This is a genomic window from Desulfitobacterium chlororespirans DSM 11544, assembly GCF_900143285.1.
GTDB classification, from domain to species: Bacteria; Bacillota; Desulfitobacteriia; order Desulfitobacteriales; family Desulfitobacteriaceae; genus Desulfitobacterium; species Desulfitobacterium chlororespirans.
This window is the reverse complement of record NZ_FRDN01000003.1, coordinates 571,562-590,017: the sequence shown is the minus strand read 5'-3', so window position 1 is coordinate 590,017 and position 18,456 is coordinate 571,562. Positions and strand designations below refer to the sequence as shown.

General features: G+C 49.1%; 19 protein-coding genes. 15 read left to right on the top strand and 4 right to left on the bottom strand.

Annotated elements, in window-relative coordinates:
* Positions 1–172 precede the first annotated feature (172 nt).
* The 3 genes from BUA14_RS02630 to BUA14_RS02620 all read left to right on the top strand — a co-directional run bounded on the left by BUA14_RS02630 (position 173) and on the right by BUA14_RS02620 (position 1,697).
* The gene (locus tag BUA14_RS02630) at positions 173–1,096 is read left to right on the top strand and encodes a DUF3102 domain-containing protein (RefSeq protein ID WP_072771138.1); all 924 of its coding nucleotides are present in this window, start codon (positions 173–175) and stop codon (positions 1,094–1,096) included.
* Positions 1,097–1,184: 88 nt separating this feature from the next.
* The gene (locus tag BUA14_RS02625) at positions 1,185–1,409 is read left to right on the top strand and encodes a DUF1659 domain-containing protein (RefSeq protein ID WP_072771137.1); all 225 of its coding nucleotides are present in this window, start codon (positions 1,185–1,187) and stop codon (positions 1,407–1,409) included.
* A 48-nt stretch (positions 1,410–1,457) separates the two neighbouring features.
* Positions 1,458–1,697 carry a DUF2922 domain-containing protein gene (locus tag BUA14_RS02620; protein ID WP_072771136.1) on the top strand — a complete coding sequence of 80 codons (240 nt, stop codon included), beginning with the start codon at positions 1,458–1,460 and terminating at the stop codon, positions 1,695–1,697.
* A 158-nt stretch (positions 1,698–1,855) separates the two neighbouring features.
* Here the strand turns inward: BUA14_RS02620 and BUA14_RS02615 are convergent, their stop codons facing one another.
* The 4 genes from BUA14_RS02615 to BUA14_RS02600 are packed head-to-tail and all read right to left on the bottom strand — an operon-like array spanning position 1,856 to position 6,011.
* Positions 1,856–2,470, bottom strand: coding sequence for an ABC transporter ATP-binding protein (locus BUA14_RS02615; RefSeq protein ID WP_072771135.1), 615 nt, complete (start codon positions 2,468–2,470; stop codon positions 1,856–1,858).
* Between the two features lie 24 nt (positions 2,471–2,494).
* Entirely contained in the window at positions 2,495–3,358 is an 864-nt protein-coding gene (locus tag BUA14_RS02610; RefSeq protein ID WP_072771134.1) for an ABC transporter permease, read from the bottom strand.
* Positions 3,351–4,334 (bottom strand): ABC transporter permease, encoded by a 984-nt coding sequence (locus BUA14_RS02605; protein ID WP_072771133.1) that lies wholly within the window; start codon positions 4,332–4,334, stop codon positions 3,351–3,353. The genes BUA14_RS02610 and BUA14_RS02605 overlap by 8 nt, the downstream gene beginning before the upstream one ends.
* A gap of 48 nt (positions 4,335–4,382) precedes the next feature.
* On the bottom strand, positions 4,383–6,011 hold the full coding sequence (locus BUA14_RS02600) for an ABC transporter substrate-binding protein (protein WP_072771132.1): 1,629 nt from the start codon (positions 6,009–6,011) through the stop codon (positions 4,383–4,385).
* A gap of 386 nt (positions 6,012–6,397) precedes the next feature.
* On the opposite strand from BUA14_RS02600, the gene BUA14_RS02595 reads away from it, so the two are divergent.
* The 12 genes from BUA14_RS02595 to BUA14_RS28695 all read left to right on the top strand — a co-directional run bounded on the left by BUA14_RS02595 (position 6,398) and on the right by BUA14_RS28695 (position 18,112).
* Positions 6,398–6,778, top strand: coding sequence for a CGGC domain-containing protein (locus BUA14_RS02595; RefSeq protein ID WP_072771131.1), 381 nt, complete (start codon positions 6,398–6,400; stop codon positions 6,776–6,778).
* Between the two features lie 181 nt (positions 6,779–6,959).
* Positions 6,960–7,262 carry a metal-sensing transcriptional repressor gene (locus BUA14_RS02590; protein WP_072771130.1) on the top strand — a complete coding sequence of 101 codons (303 nt, stop codon included), beginning with the start codon at positions 6,960–6,962 and terminating at the stop codon, positions 7,260–7,262.
* 282 nt (positions 7,263–7,544) lie between these two features.
* The gene (locus BUA14_RS02585) at positions 7,545–8,300 is read left to right on the top strand and encodes a class I SAM-dependent methyltransferase (protein ID WP_072771129.1); all 756 of its coding nucleotides are present in this window, start codon (positions 7,545–7,547) and stop codon (positions 8,298–8,300) included.
* Positions 8,301–8,383: 83 nt separating this feature from the next.
* Entirely contained in the window at positions 8,384–9,343 is a 960-nt protein-coding gene (locus BUA14_RS02580) for an ABC transporter permease (protein WP_072771128.1), read from the top strand.
* A complete protein-coding gene (locus BUA14_RS02575) occupies positions 9,343–10,185 on the top strand; it encodes an ABC transporter permease (protein WP_072771127.1) in 843 nt (280 codons plus the stop codon). Before BUA14_RS02580 ends, BUA14_RS02575 begins: the two co-directional genes overlap by 1 nt.
* A gap of 23 nt (positions 10,186–10,208) precedes the next feature.
* On the top strand, positions 10,209–11,774 hold the full coding sequence (locus BUA14_RS02570) for an ABC transporter substrate-binding protein (protein ID WP_072771126.1): 1,566 nt from the start codon (positions 10,209–10,211) through the stop codon (positions 11,772–11,774).
* A gap of 36 nt (positions 11,775–11,810) precedes the next feature.
* Positions 11,811–12,752: an ABC transporter ATP-binding protein gene (locus tag BUA14_RS02565; RefSeq protein ID WP_072771125.1), complete on the top strand. Its 942-nt coding sequence runs from the start codon at positions 11,811–11,813 to the stop codon at positions 12,750–12,752.
* Positions 12,742–13,707, top strand: a complete 966-nt coding sequence (locus BUA14_RS02560) for an ABC transporter ATP-binding protein (protein ID WP_072771124.1) — start codon at positions 12,742–12,744, stop codon at positions 13,705–13,707. The genes BUA14_RS02565 and BUA14_RS02560 overlap by 11 nt, the downstream gene beginning before the upstream one ends.
* Before the next feature lie 80 nt (positions 13,708–13,787).
* Positions 13,788–15,530 (top strand): ABC transporter ATP-binding protein, encoded by a 1,743-nt coding sequence (locus BUA14_RS02555; RefSeq protein WP_072771123.1) that lies wholly within the window; start codon positions 13,788–13,790, stop codon positions 15,528–15,530.
* The gene (locus BUA14_RS02550) at positions 15,523–17,301 is read left to right on the top strand and encodes an ABC transporter ATP-binding protein (protein WP_072771122.1); all 1,779 of its coding nucleotides are present in this window, start codon (positions 15,523–15,525) and stop codon (positions 17,299–17,301) included. Before BUA14_RS02555 ends, BUA14_RS02550 begins: the two co-directional genes overlap by 8 nt.
* A gap of 51 nt (positions 17,302–17,352) precedes the next feature.
* Positions 17,353–17,646 (top strand): class I SAM-dependent methyltransferase, encoded by a 294-nt coding sequence (locus tag BUA14_RS28700; RefSeq protein ID WP_282433324.1) that lies wholly within the window; start codon positions 17,353–17,355, stop codon positions 17,644–17,646.
* Positions 17,647–17,650: 4 nt separating this feature from the next.
* Positions 17,651–18,112 carry a class I SAM-dependent methyltransferase gene (locus BUA14_RS28695; protein ID WP_282433323.1) on the top strand — a complete coding sequence of 154 codons (462 nt, stop codon included), beginning with the start codon at positions 17,651–17,653 and terminating at the stop codon, positions 18,110–18,112.
* The last annotated feature ends 344 nt before the right edge of the window (positions 18,113–18,456 follow it).

Genomic DNA, 18,456 nt, shown 5'->3' with positions numbered 1-18,456 from the left:
GATAAACGGGTGTTTGTCTATGTTGGGAGGGGTTTTTATTTTGTCTATCATTAGGGGCTCATTCCTGCTCAGGAAGCGGGAATGAGTTCTCTGCCTTGTCTATGAATTTCACGATCCCTTGCCCATCGGCATATTTTGTGATTAGACAAATTAACGAAGGGCGGGCATTGGAGTGAATGATTGTGCAACCGAACGGACGCCGCTGGTGATTGCGGCTGAAATCAATATGATTACCCACCAAACCAAGAAGATCCTGCTGGCCAGCGCCGTGGAAATAGGCCGACGGCTCAAGGAAGCAAAGAGCTTGCTTAATCACGGGGAATGGGGGAAGTGGCTGGAAGAGTCGGTGGGCTATTCCCAGAGTACAGCCAACAGACTGATGAAGCTCTACGAAGAGTATGGGACAAGTTTCCTGGACGAGCCAAGCATGTCAAATTGCGCACCAGTGCGTAATTTGACATACACTCAGGCGCTCCTCCTGCTGGGTTTACCCGAAGAGGAGCGGCAGGAATTTTTGGCTCAGAACGATGTGGCTGGTATGACAAAACAGGAGTTGCAGCAGGCTCTCAAAGACAGAGACCAGGCCAAACAGGAAGGGGAGCGGGCCTTTCAGGAGAATCAGGTTCTCAAAAAAGGGCTGGAGCTGATTGGCAGCACCCTCACCAAAATAAAAAAGGAACAGGCTAAATCTTTCCTGCACCCTGAGAATACGGGAAGTGTTCAGGGGGAAGGGGACTCTGTCGGCGCGGATTCCCCAGTCAGCAGTACCGCCCAAACAAGTAATATCCCCCAGGCAAACAGTACTGCTCAAGCAAGCAATACCCCCCAGCTAAATGATACCCCCTTGCCGACCCACAACCTGCCCACGGAAATTGACCCCAACGCTGTTGCCAAGTATGTGGGACGCTGTGATAACTGTTGTAAAACCATCAGCACGGCCTTCTTTGAGCTGACCACGGCCCTTACCAACCTCACGTATATTGATGAGGAGATGAAAGAGGAAAAGAGAAAAGAGGCTCAGAAGTTGCTGGAGACCATAGCCGAAACGATTAAGGAATGGCCCCCCGCTAAAAAGCCTCTTAAAATTATGCGCTGAGAATGGAACCTTCTGCCGGCCCAAGCCATAGTATGTTGGTAGGGGACAGACCAAGTCTGTCACCCTGGGCCGAAAGGAGGTGTTTTCTATGCCCGTAGTTGCCGAACCGTCCGGAGCTGCTCTGGTCTTGGTCTATCAGACCGGTCTTAGCCCCGGCGGTGCGCCGATCACTAGGCAGAGAACTCTGAGCAATATAGACTACAATGCATCTGAACAAGCGATGCATGAGGCGGCACACGCCATCTTCAGCTTGTCCGAGTATGAGCTTCTGGAAGTCTATATCCGCAGAACAGAGGAGTTGATAGACGCGTAGTGATGAGTCATAGTGCAAGTAAATTTTAAAAAAAGGGAGGTGTTTAGCTTGGCTGTGACTACGAACAGGGCAGGGAGATTGTCCTTTGTAACCAGCGAGGGAAAAACATTCACGCTGGCGGTTCCCCAACCGCGGGAGGATCTTCAGCTGGCGGAAGCTATGAGTGTCATGAATTCGCTGATTGCCGGCGGGATATTTCTCACGGCCCACGGTACCCTTACAGGAGTAAGGGATATAAAGGTCATTGACACCATTATCAATGACCTTTACGATCCTCCCCAAGGGTAAGGGGGCAGTGTCGGCTTAAATGATGGAGAGCTGGGGCAGGCTGAAGGAAAGTGGATTCACCGGCAGCCTGCGCCCCGGTTTCAACATTTGCCCGGCACTGTTGATACTATGATATGTCTGCAGCACTTAAAACTTCCATGGCCCGGCGAGGAAAATTTTCAGACATGATTGATATCCGTTAGCTTTACGATTCTATCGCAGACCTTATCCGCCAGATAGTTATTATGGGTCACGACGATCAAGCCCAACCTGTTCTTTTCAGCAATGTCCAAAATGATCTGCCATAGCTGTGCCTGGGTAATAACGTCCAGCATAGTGGTTATCTCATCACAAATCAAAAACCTTGTCTCCGGTCCAAGGGCCCGTAGGACGCAAAATCTCTGAAGCTCGCCTCCTGACAGCTCTGTGGGCCAGCGGGACATCCATTCCTTCTCAATGCCCATGTCCTTGAGAAGTTCCTTGTTGGGGGTCCAGCATTCATGGATGATTTTGGACATTTTCCATCTTGGATTGACCGCCAGTTCAGGATGCTGATAGATCATCTGGACAGGAGAATAGCCTTGATCAGGGAGGGACCTGCCATCCAGCAGTACCGTACCGCCGGATGGCTTGATATATCCGGCCAGGATTTTGGCAAGGGTGCTTTTACCGCAGCCCGAAGGGCCGACCAAGGCCAGCTTTTCCCCTTCTTTTAATGTGAAATCCACCTGACTGAGTATGGGTGCCGTTTTGCTCGTATAACGAAAATAAATGTCTTTTGCTTCAAGTTGCATGATACACCTCACCTCTTCGCCACTTTACTCATTACCGCTGTTGGGATTCAGCAGCTTTTTAAGATTTTCGCCGATAACGTCAAACAGAATGACCGCGATCAAGAGCAACAGGCCGGGGAACAGGGCAAGCCACCATTTACCCGTGGCGATATGAACCATCGCCTCCGATAGAATTGCTCCGATTGCAGGGGATTCCGCAGGCAGGCCGAAGCCCAAAAAGGTGAGTGCAGCCTCATGCATAATAGCATGGGGAAACAGCAGAACCAGCCCGATCAAATAGGTGGGGAGCACATGAGGGACCATATGTTCCTTGGCGACCCAGAAGCGTGACTTTCCCGCCTTATAGGATAACTGCACATACTGGGAGGAGCGAATCTGCAGAACTTCGGCACGTACGATCCTGGTAAGCTCCGGCCAGTGGGTCAGAGCAACGGCTATCGCCACGCCTTTCACTCCGCGGCCCAGCATGAAGGAGATCAGTAACAGCAGGACCAGATGGGGCAGACCCATGCAGCAATCGACGCACCAAGTGACAAACCTGTCGAATTTCCCGCCTATGGTCGCCGCGGCTATCCCCAGCAGCAGAGCCAGAATCGAACTGACGGTGGAGGCAAGCACTCCGATGACAAGGCTTGTGGACAGCCCTTTAATGCTGCGGTAAAACATGTCCCTGCCCATGAAATCCGTGCCGAAAAGATGCTCCAGGCCGGGAGGGATAAATTTGTGAGTATAACTGACCGCATACAGGGACTCGTCCATGAAAAAGCCCCAAATAAGAATGCCGAATAAATAGATGGCGGAAATAATAATTAAAAAAAGCATTTTGGTCCTTATATTGATCTCTGGCAGTCCAAGTTTTCCGACAGGCGTAAGCTTGTTGTCATACATAGTCGCCGCCCTCCTTCACTCTTGGATCCAGCACCCCGTACAGGACATTCGCGATCAGGTTCCCTGAAAAAACAAACAAGGCACTGAAGATGGCGATGCCCAGCAGCAGCGGAACGTCGCCGTTGAGGGCGGCGGCGGTAGTGGCGGTACCGATGCCCGGATAGGCAAACACGGTTTCGGCCAGCGCCATGCCTCCGAACAGTTCACTGAAAGAGGCAAATTGTATGGTAATAGCCGGCAAAGCGATATTCCTGAGCACATGGCGGGTGACAAGCTGCCCATCGCTTTCACCTCTTGCTTTTGCGAACAGAATATAGTCGCTGCCCATGGTTTCAATCAGTTTTTGCCTCGTGTAAAGGGTGATTTTGCTGATACTGACAACAGTAAGGGTGAGTGCCGGCAGCACCAGGTGGTAGGCCCGGTCTCCCAGGGTCACGTCTGAGGCAAGCTTGCCCATGGGAGCGGCCATGCCGATGGGGAACCATCCCAAAGTAACGGCAAAAAGGCTGAGTATGAGCAGGCCGAGCCAGAAGGTCGGAGCCGATTGCAGGCATAGGCAAAAGGTCTTAACCATTTTGTCAAAGACGCTGCCTTTGCGCATCCCGGCTGCGATGCCAATCAGGAATCCCAAGACGCCGGAGGCTGCCCACGCGACCAGCATCAGGACGGCGGAATAGGAGAAGCGTTCCCAAATGACGTCACGCACCGGTTTTTTGTAAGTAATGGAATCGCCAAAATCCCCTTGCAGTACATTGGCGGTCCAAGCTGAAAATCTTTCCGGCAAAGGGTCATTAAGCCCCCAGTAATCGGAAATCTCCTGCTTGGCTTCTTCCGACAAGGTGGAATTTGTCCCGATATAGGAAACCAGAGGATCGATGGGCGAGTTTGTAATCAAAACGAATGCAATTACACAGACCGCCATCAGCAGCAGAACCATCCGGACTAAAATAGAAACCATATGTTTAGTGCTGGTCATTTTTATCTCCCCCAAAAGTGCGGTAACCGGAAAGACCTCTCGATGTCATTATTTATATTGCCAATCCTTCATGTTGCAGATAATCGGCGAGCCGTGCCCGTGTGGATGGGCAATCTGGGTATCCAGGGATAGGTTCAAGGAATCTTTGACCAGATAGCAGTGCTCGATATTCACAATATACAAATAGGGATAATCCTGATTGACTGTCGCCTGAACTGCTTTCCATGCGGCAATGGCGCTGTCGTGAGTGGTGGAGGTGAAGGCCTTTTCAATGTCGGCGTCTACCTGAGGGTTGGCGTAGCCGGAAACGTTATCGTAAGCGCCCTTGAGGAACAGTTGGGAATTGAAAAGCGAATTCAATACAGTGGGGCTGTACTGTCCCCAGCCCCATACGATACCTGAATGGCTTTGCAGATTAGCGACCTCATCCCAGCTGGCCGTTTTGACGTTGATTTTTATACCTAACCTTAAAGCATCCTCGGCAACTGCGTTGGCCAGCAGGAAGCGCTCATTGTCGGAGCCGGGGGCATAGACGTTAAATTCACATTTTAGGCCGTTTTTCTCCCGGATGCCGTCGCCGTCCGTATCCACCCAACCGGCGTCCTGGAGCAGGGCGGCAGCTTCTTCTGCTCTGTTATCTTGATAGGTGTCGGTATTGGCCCATTGCAAATTGGCAGTGAAGCTGACCGCGGGCTTGCCTATGCCGTTAAAAGCGTGATTGATAATCGTCTGACGGTCGATGCCGATGGCCAGAGCTTTGCGGACATTGATGTCTGAGGTTACGTTATTCCCGACCTTGATGTCCTTACCATCAGGATTTTTCATGGTTTGCTCCTTGAGAACAGGGAGATTAACCATCCTGATATCCATCGTTTCAAATCTTTCAGCCGTCATGTGAGCTACTTTTTCAGAGGTGTAATTAGGCCCGATCATCACGATATCCAGCTGACCTGATTTGGCGTTGGAAAAGGCGGCTTCACTGTTCATGGAGACAAAGGTTACCTTTTTGATGGCGGGAGCACCCGCGTAATAGTTCTCGTTGGCCTTGACGATAATCTGTTGGTTGGCATCATATTGGGTGACGATCCAGGCTCCGGTTCCTATGGGATACTGGTCGAATTTTTTGCTGTCATAGCTGTCGCTGGGCACAATCCCCAGACAGGCGGTTGTGTCAAGGAAAGGTGAATAGGGTTCCGACAGGGTAAACTCCACTGTATAATCATTGAGAGCCTTGACCGAGGCCAGCTTGGTAAGATCGACATTTTCATTATGTGCCTGATTCTCTTTGACAGTAGTGTAGGTAAATACCACGTCGTCGGCGGTGAAATCCGAACCGTCGCTGAATTTGACGTTTTCTCTGAGTTTATAGGTATAGACCAGAGAGTCCTCACTGATCGACCAGTCTGTGGCCATGTCACCTTCGTAGTTAGAATCCGGGTTTACCCTCAGCAGAGCACAGTTGGTAAAAGAATACCCATAGCTCATGGCCCCTTTAATGGGGTCCAGGCTGCTTTCAAAAATGGTGCCGCCCACATAGGCAACGATTCCATCGGCTGGAGGCGGGGCTGCCCCCTCTTGGGAAGGCGTGATTTCCACAGGTTTACCGTCACCGCTTGAGCAAGCGGTGACAGTAAGCATGAGAAGTACGGATAATACCAGAGCAAGTTTCTTTTTCATAAAGTCCTCCTTCGTAAATCCTAAATGTAATTGGAATTTTAGGGATGATTTACTCTATAATTTCTTTTTCGAGTATAACAATGTCGAAAAATTCGGACAAGCTCCCAGGGGGGATTAACGACAGACAGAGAAGGAGATTATTTTCAAACGTCGAATAGAGATTAGCCATAAGGGAAATCTGAAGATTTCCGCTAAATCTTAGAACAAACCAGATTCTAAGGGCTGATTCTTTGTATTCAGCGATAAGACGATCAAACTAAAAATGCATAAGCAAGGCCATGGAGGTCTGCCTGATTCACGGGCACTCTATGGCTTTTTTATTGTGGACTGACACCTGTTTAATGGGCAAAGGCCTATTGAAAAACGGCGAGGAGGTACATGCGGCAATGAAAATCGCTCTTTTTTGCTGCTCGAAAGTGACTCAAAAGCTTGGCTGCTCCAGTGCCCAATGCCTGTATGATGTGAAAAACAGAGTTGGTGAATTTGGTAGATATGCCAGGGATATACAGGTTGAGCTGGTAGGAGTGGTCAATTGTCCTGGGTGTCCGTCTCAAATCGCTCCTTATCGGATTATTGCCCAAATAGAAAACTTAGCGGACTTTCAAGTGGAGGCTATTCATTTCACGAATTGCATAAGTACTTTTTGTGCTTTTCATGAGAACTACCGCTTACTGATTGAGCGTAATTACCCTGAACTGGAAGTGATATTGGGCACTACACCTCATTTCACCCCTGCCCAAGTTGAGCTCGTGTCAATAAACAATTGATAAACCGGCCAAAGGCTCATCGAAAGCCCCTAAAGGAGGAAAAAGCAAAATTACAGCGAATAAGGTACCTCATAAAGAAGTGAATAAGATTTAATTAAACCATGGAGGTTTAGCCCAAAGGGGTTAACTCTGTGGTTTTTTATTTTTCAGCGGATGTCTTAATTTGTAATGAAGGAGTCGGATGATTATCATGAGCGAGAAGGTCCACAGTCACCAGCATCACCATCATCATCACACTAAAGCCGTACTCAATCGTTTATCCCGGGCTATTGGTCATCTGGAATCAGTAAAACGGATGGTGGAAGAGGAGAAGGACTGCAGCGAAGTGCTGATTCAATTATCGGCAGTTATAGCCGCTCTCAATAATACCGGTAAGGTGATTCTTAAGGATCATATTGAGCATTGTATTGTTGATGCTTGGGATCATGGTAATGAAGAGGCTATGGAAAATCTGCATAAGGCTATTGATCGGTTTATAAAATGATCCCCCCAAATATCCCCCCATGGGGCTTGTGAGATAAAAAAAGAATTGTTAACCTATAGATAACTTTGGAGGTTGGCCATGGATGGGCCATTTCATCATAGTATAACGAAGACCATGGAGGTCTGTTTACCCTAACTATAGGGCGGACACTTCATGGTCTTTTGTATTTCATCAGGTTGTTAGGTTCTCAAATCGTTGATATTGGATTTCCTTGGCAGGATTCAATATATCTTCTCTTTTTGCTCATTTTTTTTAATATTATACAAACGAAAGGTGATACATATGGGAATTTCTGAAGCAAAAGCAATTGGCAAGCGTTGGAGTTTTTGCGCCGATGGTTACAATGCGATTATTCAAAATGAATTTTCCGGTGAACTGTCAAAAAAATGGAGCGACCTCCTCATCGGCAATGCGCCGTGCCCGGTCGGTAAAGTGCTGGATGTTGGCACCGGCCCTGGTTTTTTTGCCTTGCTGATGGGAAGCATGGGCTGGAATGTTCATGGCATTGATTGCGCTGAAAAGATGATTGAAACCGCAGTTTCAAACGCCCAAAAGGCGGGGATCGACGCAGAGTTCAGTGTAATGGACAGCCATTCTCTGGATTTTCCTGACAATACCTTCGACTATATCGTAGGACGCAATGTCACCTGGATACTCTATGAGCCTGAAAAAGCTTTTAAAGAATGGCTGCGTGTCTTGAAGCCAGGCGGGCGTCTGCTGTATTTGGATGGGAATTGGCACTATACACTTAATGAGGATTGGAATGCCGCCAGAAAAGCAGACGAGGCGGAATACAGGGAGAAATATGGCACTCCGCCCAATTCATATCGCGGGGACGAGAAAACAGAAGAAGAGTTTAAAAAGCTCCTGTACTTTAATAATATCCTGCGTCCCGATTGGGATACTGAGCAACTGCCGGTATTTGGATATGAGAATATAAAAGTTGCATCCAGACTTAATGAAGAGGTGTATAGTGAGGAAAAACAGCTCCTCTATCGCTCTATCCCCCTTTTTATGGTCACAGCGGATAAGGCATAAATTCCCTGCAAATTATGAAACCAGGTTAGGGCACTGTTGCATACAGACAAAGATAAGCAGTGACTGGCGGAAGTGAGAGTCAAATGTGGAAACACGGTATTAAGAAACTACTGCATACACTATTCGACGTAGCGATAGTGCTGTTTGGTGTAACTTTCTTATCTTTTTCCCTTATGCATCTTGCGCCCGGTGATCCGGCGGCAACCATACTGCGCGCAGGAGGGGCCATGCCAACCGAGCAGGATATTATTGCGAAAAGAGCCGAAATGGGTTTGGACCGGCCATTTCTGGAGCAGTATGGCTCCTGGCTGTCGGACTTTGTTCATGGGGATCTCGGCGTTTCCATGGTCGATGGGAAAAACGTAACGCCGCGGATTATGAACGCGCTTAAAAACAGCATGCTGTTAGCGGCCGTCAGTCTGGCTTTCGGTATCGTTGTCGCGTTGCCTGTCGGTGTATTTGCAGCTGTAAAAAAAGACAGGGCCTTTGACAAAATCACATGCACCCTTGCGTTTATACGGCTGGCTATGCCGTCTTTTTTAGTAGGACTGGGGCTGCTGTATGTTTTTGCCTACAAACTGAAATTAATCTCTGTAATGAGCAGCACGGCAGAAGCGGCCGGCATCATCCTGCCAGTGGTAACCCTTGCTACAGGTATATGCGCGAGAATGGTGCGGCAGATACGGACTACTTTTTCCGCAGAGCTGAAAGAGCCCTACGTCAATGGACTCAGGTCAAAGGGTATCGGTGAATTAAGAATTCTCTTTCGCCATGTTCTAAAGAATACAATGCTCCCCATCATGACCCTTATCGCCCTCAGCTTTGGAGAATTGATTGGCGGAACGGCAGTCGTGGAAACAATTTTTTCCTGGCCGGGATTGGGGCGTTTGGCCCTTAACGCAATTAACGAAAGAGACTATACAATTATTCAAGGTTTTGTTGTGACAACATCTCTTATCTTCTGTCTTATTTATGGGTTGACGGAACTATCATACGGTTTCTTTGACCCGCGCGTTAAAAAGGCTAAGGGGAGAACGACCTAATGCACGATGGGATGAAATGCAGAAGAACAAAAATAAGGCTTGCCGTATATATGATACTGACACTGGGCCTGCTCTTTGTGGCCTTGTTTGGTGAGAATATATCTCCCTATGATCCCTATAAGACCAATGTCATGGCCATTGACCAGCCACCAAGTTACGAATATTGGTTTGGGACGGATAATTTGGGGAGATGTCTGTTTTCAAGGGTGTTAACCGGTGCGCGGAGTTCATTGTCGGCGACATTGCTTATCGTTGCCATGACCGGAATATTGGGTACCTTGATAGGAGTGGCTGCCGGATATTATGGCGGGACAGTAGATAATATCCTAAAACGGCTTTTACTGATCTTTCAGTCGTTTCCCGGTCAGGTTCTGGCGATTGCCATCGTCGGCGTCCTCGGAGCCGGTTTTGGTAATGCGGTGATTGCTCTCGGTGCAATAGGTTGGATAGCCTATGCGAGAATAGCAAGAAGCATGGTGCTGAAGATCAGGAACGCGGGCTATGTTAATGCCGCGAGACTGTGCGGATGCGGCTCAGCGTACATTATTATTCATCATGTTATTCCCAATATCAGTCCATTATTGTTGGTAACAGCCATGAACGCTCTGGCGGGAACCATGCTGGAAATTTCCGCCCTTTCTTTTCTGGGACTCTCCGCAACTCCACCCATACCTGAATGGGGATTTATGATCAGTGAGGGCAGAAAAGTGCTTATGACAGCGCCGTGGCAGACCTTATTTCCAGGAATTGCAATATTGATCACCGTGATCATTTTAAACCGGCTTGGTGACAGTGTTCAGGACTATATGGCAGTGAGACAGCAAGAGCTCTCTGTAATATAAAAACAAAATACGGGAGGTAAGTTATGAGAAGACGATTAAAATGCTTCATACTGCTCGTCATGGCAGCCGTGATCCTGGCCGGGTGCTCCAACACGCCCGCCGCGATTAACCCTGGGTCTGAATCCCCGGAGACAAGCCGGACTGAGGCCGGGGCAAAGCACTTGAATGTAGCCTATCACTCGGAAATCAAATCTCTTGACCCCGGCAAAACAAGCTGGGAAACCACGCGCATCGGTGTAGGCGAGCGCCTTTTTAAAATTAATGATCATTTGGAGCTGGAGCCTTGGCTTGTCCAAACATATCGGCGCCTTGACGAGTTTACCTGGGAGTTTATTCTCCGTGATGATGTAAGCTTTTCCAATGGGAAAAAAATGACGGGTGAGTCTGTTAAGGCTTGTCTGGAGCGCACGATTGCCATGAACCCGCGGGCTGTGACCATGCTGAATATCGCCTCCATAGAAGTGAATGAACAAAAACTCACAGTTAAAACAAATGGGATCAATGCCGCCCTTCCTAACAACATGGCAGATGTTGTCTGCACCATCCTGGATACTGATACCCTTAGCAATGAAACGGGTATACCGGTTGGAACCGGGCCTTTTGTGATACAGTCGATGACGGAAGGCCAGATGGAACTAACCGCCAATCAAGACTATTGGAACGGTACGCCCAAGCTCGACTCCATCACCATAAAGTACATAACGGATGGCAATGCTCAGGCGATGGCCCTGGATAATGGGGAAGTCGATCTTATCTTCCAGCTCCCTACGGAGAATGTCATGCAGTTTATGGGCAACGATCGCTTTGCTGTGACTAAATCCTCGGGCTCCCGTTCGCAAATTATCTATTTTGATTTTGAAAATCAATTTCTGTCCGATCTTAATGTGCGCAAGGCCATTACCATGGCCATTGACCGGGAGACCTTTGCTGACGTTATCAACAAAGGCAACTCAGAAGCGGCGACGGCAATTTTCCCCGTCAGCTTTTCGTATGGAAATGTTAAAGGCGTCGACTACGATCGGGAAGGGGCAAAGAAGCTTCTTGCCGATTCCGGGTATATAGACCGCGACGGGGATGGCATCTTGGATAAGAATGGGGTACCCATGAGCTTCAAGATCTACTCCTATGGTTCTCATGGCAGCCTGCTGTCCACATTTTGCGAGGCGATTCAGGCGTCGCTAAAAGAAATCGGTATCGGCATAGATATCCAGATCAACGATTACGAACCCCATACCAATTTCCTCAAAAACGGCGGTTTTGATCTGGCCCTCAACAGCTATATCATGGCTCCTGTGGCCGATCCTCAGTACTTTGCGGACATTATGCTTAAAAGCGGCGCTGACTATAACTACGGCAAGTATTCAAATCCCGAGGTTGACGCACTGATCGCGCAGCTTGATGAAGAATTTGATGCCGGCAAAAGGCAAGAGCTTGCCAAAGAGATTCAGAAAAAGATCGTGGAGGACTGCGGGTTTTTGACGATTGGGCACCTCAAATATCAGATTGCAGCCAATAAAAAGGTCACTGGCTATTCCACCCAGGCCACAGAATACTATTTGCTCAACGAAACTACGGATATTAACGCCTAAGCACCTCTAAAATTATGTTAGGTAGGAGGTGAGCTCTTGCTCGAAATCAACAGGCTTTCAGTGGCCTATGGTAATCATTTGGCTCTCAAAGACGTCACCCTTGCTATGAAACATCACGAGACCTATTGTATAGTCGGCGAAAGTGGCAGCGGAAAAACAACGCTGCTCAAAGCGGTTATCGGATTGCTGGGAGAGGGCGGCAGGTATATTGAAGGCGAGGTAGTATTTGAAGGGAAAGAGCTTATCTCGCTGCCACAGCCGGAGCTGCGTAAACTGCGCGGAGCCGCCATTGCCACCGTCCACCAGCAGGCCGGCAGCGCTATGGATCCAATTACGAAGGTGGGGAAACAATTTCATGAGGCACTTTCCGTCAGGAAAAAAATAAGCCGAAGGGAATCCGACCGCCTGGCGCAGGAGTGTATGAAGACACTGGCGTTAAAAGAGCCGGAACGAATACTCAAATCATATCCCGGCATGCTGAGCGGCGGCACAATTCAAAGAGTAGCGCTGGCCATGGCCATGGCGATGAACCCCACTATAATTCTGGCGGATGAGCCGACATCTGCTTTGGATGTTACGGTACAGGTAGACGTTGTGGGTACACTGAAAAAACTGCAGGAAAATTGCCGTGCCGCTATTCTCCTCGTAACTCATAATATAGGCGTTGTCGCGCGTATGGCGGACAAAATCGGCGTCATGCTTGACGGGCGATTGATCGAATCGGGCTCCAAAGCTCGGGTTCTATCAAGCCCTGCACACCCTTATACCCAAATGCTGATTAACTCTGTTTTAAACAAAAAGGGCCGGCTGCCAGTGTGCCCGACGATTTACCATGAAGAGAAAAATCAAGGCTGTTCATTTTATAACCGATGTCCCATAGGCTGCGGGCTGTGTAGGGAGACGCTTCCCAAAACCCGGGAGATTGCCGCAGACCATAGGGTTATGTGCCAATTGGCAGGAGAAGCATATGTACAGTAATCTCCTGACCATTGAAAATTTGACAAAGTGCTACGGAGGGCTAACTGCAGTTGATGATGTGAGTTTCTCAATTCGAGAGGGAGAATCCATCGGCCTGGTGGGGGAGAGCGGATGCGGTAAGAGCACACTGGCTCGCCTGCTGTCAGGACTTGAAGCGCCCAGTTCAGGCCAAGCACTCCTGAATGGAAAACCCATACGCATTGAGAAAGGCCGCAGGCGGAAACACAGGGTCAATATGGTGTTTCAGGATCCCTCAGATACCTTTGATAAGCATATGACGGTTTTTGCCTGTCTCTACGAGGCGCTGTCCCATACCCGTAAAACGTCTAAGGCAGAAGCGAAATCGATTATAACGGAAACCCTGCGCATGGTAGAAATCCCGGAAGAACACATTCACCGGGGGGTACGGCAGCTCAGCGGGGGAGAGTGTCAGCGTGTCGCCATAGCGCGGGCACTTATAACCGAGCCTCATCTGCTGATTTTCGATGAGGCAACAAGCGCCCTTGACGTTACTGTTCAGGCACAGATCCTGCGATTGCTGGTCAGGCTAAAGCAAGAAAAAATGTCAACCTATTTATTTATTTCCCACGATCTGGCTCTCGTCTCTTGCCTGTGCAGCAGGGTCCTTGTTATGTACCGGGGTAAATTGATAGAGTGCGGTACAGTAGAATGCGTCATGGATTATCCCCTTCATCCGTATACGGAGTTGCTCATATCCTGTGCGGAAGCCTTTATGCTGGATACTTCCGGTACGAATAAAGAACTGCCGGCCATACAATCTGCAGAGTTGAATGCTGAAGACAATGGATGCTGCTTCTTTGCGAACTGTGGTAGGAGAAGGCAGGTTTGCGCTGAAAAAAGACCTCAGCTCAAGGATTGCGGCCCCGGACATCAGGCGGCTTGCTTTTTTCCTCGGGTGATGGACACCGGCAGCGGCATGATCGGGTCAGCTTAATAGAGACCCTTGTGCTCAAATACCCAATAAATTTGTCAAAAATTGTGCTTTTGCATATAAAATAACGAGAGGATAAACAGATGAGAGCATATGGACGACTCTTGCGATACGTGGCGGCAATTAAGGGTGAGGTTGCCTTGAAGGTTCTGATTGGCTTGGCAATCAGCGCCACTTATATCGGACAGGCCTTGGCCATGGCCAAGGCGGTGTCCATTGTTTTTGCACGCAGTGATTTACAGACTATTGTCGTCCCGGTGGTAAGCGCTCTTGCAGCGGTGCTTTTGCGCGGATTTTTGAGCCGTGTGATGGAGAGCTACAGCAAGGTAGTGGCCGCTAAGGTCAAGAACAAGATAAGGCTTTTGGTCTTCGACAAGATACTGCATCTCGGTCCGGGGTATCTGAGCGATAAGCGGAGCGGGAAGGTCCAGTCCCTTGTGCTGGATGGGATCGAATCCCTGGAGCCGTTCCTCGTCAACTATATTCCCCAGATTATAACCATATCCATATCCGGTCTTGCCATCGGTATTTACCTGACGTCCCTCGACGTCGTGACCGGTCTGATCATCATTGTGTCCATGCTGCTTTGCGTTATTGTCCCCTATTTAACCGTACCGCTGGTCAGCCGCAGCATCGTGACCTACTGGCGCTCCTATGGGACCCTCAACGCCCAATATATAGATGCTGTCCAGGGGATGTCCACATTGATGGCGTTTAAAGCCAGCCGGGCCAAGGGCCGTGAACTTGCTGAAAACGCTCAGGGCTTTTATGTTCAGGCCATTCGCAATACAACCTTCTCTCTGATCGATTCAGGCCTTATGATGCTGCTGACTTCGGTCGCGTCGGCGATAACAGTTGCCATCGCCGCCTATCGGGCAGAGTCGGGCCTTTTTCCTGTGATGGCCATATCCACCTTCCTGTTTCTTGCCGCGGAATGCGCCCGCCCGATGTCGGAGCTTAACGGCCACTGGCACAACAGCTTTCTGGGCTTGTCCGTCGCGGAAGAGCTTTTTGAAATCGTGGATGAAGAGCTGAAAATCACGGAAAAAGAGAATGCGGATACGGTTTCGCTGGATGGTCCCCTTCCGGCAGTTCAATTTCAGGATGTGATCTTTGCCTATAACGAAGGGGCGAAGCCGGCGCTTGCAGGAATCAACCTGGAGATCAAAGGCGGCCAAACAATTGCCGTTGTCGGGAAATCCGGATCAGGCAAATCGACGATGGTCAATCTGCTCTTCCGCTTTTATGATCCGACCCAGGGCAGTATATTGATGAATGGCATAAATATAAAGGATTACGGCATCCGTTATCTGCAAAGCAAGATCGCCGCGGTGTTTCAGGATACCTATCTTTTTTACGGAACCGTGTTTGAGAATATCCGTATGTCACACACCGATGCTGCTGATGACAAAGTCATAGCCGCGGCCAAGGCAGCCGGCGCTCATGAATTTATCAGGGAGCTTCCCCAGGGCTACGATACTGTCGTTGGCGAGCGGGGGGTCAATCTTTCCGGAGGGGAGAGGCAACGGCTGGCGATTGCCCGTGCCATCCTGAAGGACGCGCCGCTGCTGATTCTGGATGAGGCTACCTCAAGTGTGGATGCCAGGAACGAAGCCCTCATTCAGAATACGCTGGATTCCCTCACCAAGGGGCGCACCACAATCATCATTGCCCATCGGCTTTCCACAGTGCAGAATGCGGACAAGATATTTGTTTTGGATCATGGTGGGCTGGCAGAGGCAGGCAGCCACGAGGAGTTATTGCTGAAGGGCGGCATATATGCCGATCTCGTCCGCGCGCAGAGAGGGGATGAGAACAATGCCTAACGGGGAAAGCAGGAAGGAAACGACGCGTATTAAAAATACCCTCCGCCTCATCGCCTCCATGAAGCCCTATTCCTTGGAGATGATAGCCACCATCGTCACAACCTTTTTAAAGCACATAGGTACAATCGGCTCCGCCGGCATCGTGGCCTACATGGCGGCCCTGGCCATGGAAGGCAGACTTTTGTCTGAATTCTCCGTTCTCTTTAGCTGGCTTTGCGTTTGTATTGTTTTGAGAGCTGTTATGTATTACGGAGAGATGTGGTTCGGCCATGATGTAGCTTACCGGGTCTTGAGAGATTTCAGGATCAAGTTGTATGACAAGCTGGAAACCATCTCGCCGGCCTTCGTTTTAAAGAAGCGTTCCGGTCAGATCGGGGCCACGCTGATGAGTGATGTCGAAATTCTGGAGTGGTTTCTGGCGCATACCTTCGGAAGCTTCCTGGTGGCGGTGGCCATTACGATAGTGCTGCTTATCCTGCTGGCCAAGATTCATATTCTGCTTTCTATTCTCATGATGATATTTTCCATATTAACACTATGGACACCCTTTCTGCTGCAGAAAAAGGCAGATGAGCAGGGCAGAAAAGTCCGTGAAAAAGCAGCCGAAGCGAATGCAGTCACAATCGAAGGCATTCAGGGATTGCGCGAGCTGCTGACTCTGAATTATCTGGAGCGCTACAAAGGGAGAAATAAGGAAAGCATGCAAAATCTCTACGATGCGCAATTGACATACGGTAAACGGGCGGGGACGGAGAGTGCGCTGATGCAGATTTTTGTGGGCGTCTTTACTGTTATCGTCATGGCTGTGACCGCCGTATTTGTCTCCCAAAATAGTTTGGATTTTGAGGTCTATCCCATGGTCGTCATGCTCTCCGCATTGCTTTTCAGCCCGATCATTGAAGTATGCGGTGTAGCGAGAAATCTTGGCAATGTTTTTGCCGCAGCCAACCGCATTCAGATGGTTTTTGATGCCGCTCCTGTCGTAAAAGACGATGGGAAGGATATTGATTGCTCCTCGCTTCAGCATAGCGTCGTATTTGAGCATGTTTCATTTCGCTATGACGATGCTCTGGACGAAGTCCTGCACGATGTGAGCTTTGCTATAGAGCCAGGCCAGACCGTTGCCCTGGTCGGCCCCTCCGGCGCCGGCAAAAGCACATGTATCAACCTTTTGCTGCGCTATTGGGATGCTGAAGGCGGTTCCATACGCATTGGTGGCGTCGATATCCGCCACATCTCTTTGGATAACCTGCGTGACTTAACCGCGGCGGTTCTGCAGGATGTTTTTCTTTTCAATGTTTCCATCAGGGAGAATATCCGGCTGGGCAAGCCGGAGGCGACGGATGCGGAAATTGAAGAAGCGGCCAAGGCGGCCTATGCTCATGATTTCATTATGGAGCAGCCCCATGGGTACGATACGATAGCGGGAGAACGGGGTTTTTGCCTTTCCGGGGGACAGCGGCAGCGTATCGCGATTGCTCGTGCCATACTGAAAAACCCGCCCATCCTTGTCTTGGATGAGGCAGTCTCCAGTCTGGACAGTGAGAACGAGAAGTTCATTCAGCAGGCGCTCCATGATAAATTAGGCGGTAGAACCACGGTTGTCGTTGCCCATCGCCTGTCCACGATCATGGCGGCAGACAAGCTGGTGGTGCTCGACAAAGGCCGCGTCGTGCAGGTGGGGCATCACAGCGAATTGATTGCACAGGAAGGCTTTTATAAAGATCTGGTGGTCAATCAGGTTGATAAGAGCGGAGTGTTAAAGTCGTGATGAGATTTAATTAAGAAGTAGTCATGAGAATTCAATTAATCAGAAAGCGGTGTGAGCAAATTGGCTATCGTCAATAATTACTGGAGTACCCAAGCGGAAGCCTTTACAGAAATCAGTATCGATGAGTTAACAAGTGAGAAAAACGCGCTCTGGCAAAGCATTCTGGAGCCCTTTGTTCAGATTGATAGAAAACTAGAGATTTTGGATGTAGGGTGTGGCGCCGGTTTTTTTGAGATTTTTCTGAGCGGTATGGGCCACCACGTCACTGCCGTAGATTTTAACGGTAAAATGCTTGAAGAGGCTCGTAAAAATATACAGAAGCTGGGCAGACCGGAGCTAACCTAAGCTGATGCAGATGGATGCGCAGAACCTGGCGTTCCGAGATTCTGTATTTGATATGGTGATCAGCAGAAATATTACCTGGGTATTAGAGAACCCGGAACGTGCTTATGGTGAATGGCTCCGTGTTCTTAAACCCCACGGGAAGCTGATTAACTTCGACGCAAACTGGTTTCTGCATCTGCGTGACGACACAGCGAGGCGTAACTTTGAGGAAGGGCAGGCCGCTGTGGTTGAACATGGTTTTGAGCTCAAAGAAAGTGATCATGGCGAGGAGCTGGACAATATCTTCAGAGAGCTGCCGCTTTCCTGCTGCTGGCGACCGCAATGGGATTTTATGACTCTCGCCAATATGGGCTGTGAAGAGATTGCTGTGAAATTTAGCCTTCCCAAAGGATTGTATGACGAATATTATGAGCAATTATATAAGACAATTCCGACATTTATGATCTGTGTGGTGAAGGCAGACTGAACTGATTGCAGCCGAAATATTGATCTAGAGAGCATTAAATGATCAAATACACCGGTAGCAAATCTAAAGGGGCGGAGTATTGAGAATTTTAAAAAAAGATCCCCCCAAGGGGCTTGTAAGATAAGGAAAGAATTGTTAGGATAGACTTAGATTCAGGGGTTGACTATGGATTGGACGTATCCCCCTATCATAGTATAACGAAGACCATGGAGGTCTGTTTACCCTAACTATAGGGCAGGCACTTCATGGTCTTTTTGCATTTCATTGAGTTTTCATTAGGTTGTCAGGTTCTCATAATAGTTGATATTGGATTTCCTTGGCAGGATTCAATATACCTTCTCTTT

What these genes read in the sequence shown, in the direction of transcription:
- BUA14_RS02625 (WP_072771137.1), top strand. Translation starts at nt 1,185, where the DNA reads ATGCCCGTAGTTGCCGAACCGTCCGGAGCTGCTCTGGTCTTGGTCTAT.
- BUA14_RS02615 (WP_072771135.1), bottom strand. Translation starts at nt 2,470, where the DNA reads ATGCAACTTGAAGCAAAAGACATTTATTTTCGTTATACGAGCAAAACG.
- BUA14_RS02610 (WP_072771134.1), bottom strand. Translation starts at nt 3,358, where the DNA reads ATGTATGACAACAAGCTTACGCCTGTCGGAAAACTTGGACTGCCAGAG.
- BUA14_RS02605 (WP_072771133.1), bottom strand. Translation starts at nt 4,334, where the DNA reads ATGACCAGCACTAAACATATGGTTTCTATTTTAGTCCGGATGGTTCTG.
- BUA14_RS02600 (WP_072771132.1), bottom strand. Translation starts at nt 6,011, where the DNA reads ATGAAAAAGAAACTTGCTCTGGTATTATCCGTACTTCTCATGCTTACT.
- BUA14_RS02595 (WP_072771131.1), top strand. Translation starts at nt 6,398, where the DNA reads ATGAAAATCGCTCTTTTTTGCTGCTCGAAAGTGACTCAAAAGCTTGGC.
- BUA14_RS02590 (WP_072771130.1), top strand. Translation starts at nt 6,960, where the DNA reads ATGATTATCATGAGCGAGAAGGTCCACAGTCACCAGCATCACCATCAT.
- BUA14_RS02585 (WP_072771129.1), top strand. Translation starts at nt 7,545, where the DNA reads ATGGGAATTTCTGAAGCAAAAGCAATTGGCAAGCGTTGGAGTTTTTGC.
- BUA14_RS02580 (WP_072771128.1), top strand. Translation starts at nt 8,384, where the DNA reads ATGTGGAAACACGGTATTAAGAAACTACTGCATACACTATTCGACGTA.
- BUA14_RS02575 (WP_072771127.1), top strand. Translation starts at nt 9,343, where the DNA reads ATGCACGATGGGATGAAATGCAGAAGAACAAAAATAAGGCTTGCCGTA.
- BUA14_RS02570 (WP_072771126.1), top strand. Translation starts at nt 10,209, where the DNA reads ATGAGAAGACGATTAAAATGCTTCATACTGCTCGTCATGGCAGCCGTG.
- BUA14_RS02560 (WP_072771124.1), top strand. Translation starts at nt 12,742, where the DNA reads ATGTACAGTAATCTCCTGACCATTGAAAATTTGACAAAGTGCTACGGA.
- BUA14_RS02555 (WP_072771123.1), top strand. Translation starts at nt 13,788, where the DNA reads ATGAGAGCATATGGACGACTCTTGCGATACGTGGCGGCAATTAAGGGT.
- BUA14_RS02550 (WP_072771122.1), top strand. Translation starts at nt 15,523, where the DNA reads ATGCCTAACGGGGAAAGCAGGAAGGAAACGACGCGTATTAAAAATACC.
- BUA14_RS28695 (WP_282433323.1), top strand. Translation starts at nt 17,651, where the DNA reads ATGCAGATGGATGCGCAGAACCTGGCGTTCCGAGATTCTGTATTTGAT.